The sequence below is a fragment of the Achromobacter sp. 1014246743 genome (assembly GCF_059760725.1).
The window spans coordinates 1-1517 of the sequence record NZ_JCBANA010000143.1 but is presented as its reverse complement, the minus strand read 5'-3'; the positions used below and the strand labels follow the sequence as shown (position 1 = coordinate 1517).

Here is a 1517-nt window from a genome sequence, read left to right as displayed (position 1 = left end):
TAGTGACAAACACGGCGGACTGTACGCCCCAATGCTCGGGGACGAGCTCTAGGCTCAAAGGGGGAACGGGCTGTACAGGGCCGGTCAAACGAACTTCATACCCAACACGTCAAAGCATACAAGGGGGGCTGTCCGGCCTTCGGGCGGCCGGACGGCAATTCTTTCGGGACAGTTTGGGAAAATTGTGCTAGAGTCTTTCGCTATGAAATTCGCGTCCCCCGCCTTTTACTTTTATTTTTATGGTTTTCTGAAGCCGCTGGCGGAGGAAGGGACGCGCTCAATCTGAAGTTTGGAAAGAATCCCCCCAAAAAAGCCGCCAGCGAACTGGCGGCTTTTTTTGTGCCGCCAGCTTGAGGAAACAACCCCGGAGCATGCGCTTCGTGGCGGGAAACCCAGGAGCAGTACCGTGTCACACAATACCGACGACCTTCGCATTCGAGAAATCAAGGAACTGAACCCGCCCGCGCACGTCATGCGCGAGTTCGCATGCACCAAAGAGGCATCCGATACCGTGTTCTCCGCCCGGCAGTCGATGCACCGCATCCTGCACGGCATGGACGATCGCATGATCGTCGTGATCGGCCCCTGCTCGATTCACGACACCCGCGCCGCGATCGAGTATGCGAAGCGCTTGAAGCCGGTACGCGACCGCCTGAGCGCGGACCTGGAAATCGTGATGCGCGTGTATTTCGAGAAGCCTCGCACCACGGTGGGCTGGAAAGGGCTGATCAATGACCCTGACCTGGATGGCAGCTTCGACATCAACAAGGGCGTGCGCGTGGCCCGCGAACTGCTGCTGGACATCAACAGCCTTGGCCTGCCGGCGGGATGCGAGTTCCTGGACATGATTACGCCGCAATACATTGCGGACCTGGTCTCCTGGGGGGCGATCGGGGCGCGCACGACTGAAAGCCAGGTGCATCGCGAACTGGCTTCGGGCTTGTCGTGTCCGGTGGGTTTCAAGAACGGTACGGACGGCAATGTGAAGATCGCGGTCGACGCGATCAAGGCGGCGTCGCAGCCGCACCATTTCCTGTCGGTGACCAAGGGCGGGCATTCGGCCATCGTCTCGACCGCGGGCAACGAGGACTGTCACGTCATCCTGCGCGGCGGCAAGACGCCGAACTACGATGCGGCCAGTGTCGACGCGGCCTGCCAGGATATGTCCAAGGCCGGTCTGGCGCAGCGCGTCATGATCGACGCCAGCCATGCCAACAGCAGCAAGAAGCCCGAGAACCAGACGCTGGTGATCGAGGACGTGGCGCGCCAGATGGAAGCGGGCGATGCGCGCCTGGTCGGTGTCATGGTCGAAAGCCACCTGCTGGGCGGCCGCCAGGACATGGTGCCGGGCACGCCGCTGGTCTATGGCCAGAGCATCACCGATGGCTGCATCGACTGGGACGCCTCGGTGGCCGTGCTGGAACGCCTGGCGCATGCGGTGCGCGAACGCCGCCGCGTGGCGCTGACTTCGGGCAAGTGACCGCGGTCTGTCGCCAGCCGCCCCCCCTTGTCCCTTT

General features: G+C 62.2%; 1 protein-coding gene. It reads left to right on the top strand.

What is annotated here, in order from left to right:
* The first annotated feature begins 406 nt into the window (after positions 1–406).
* On the top strand, positions 407–1480 hold the full coding sequence (gene aroG / locus AC6LJ2_RS29985) for a 3-deoxy-7-phosphoheptulonate synthase AroG (RefSeq protein ID WP_263914909.1): 1074 nt from the start codon (positions 407–409) through the stop codon (positions 1478–1480).
* Positions 1481–1517 lie beyond the last annotated feature (37 nt).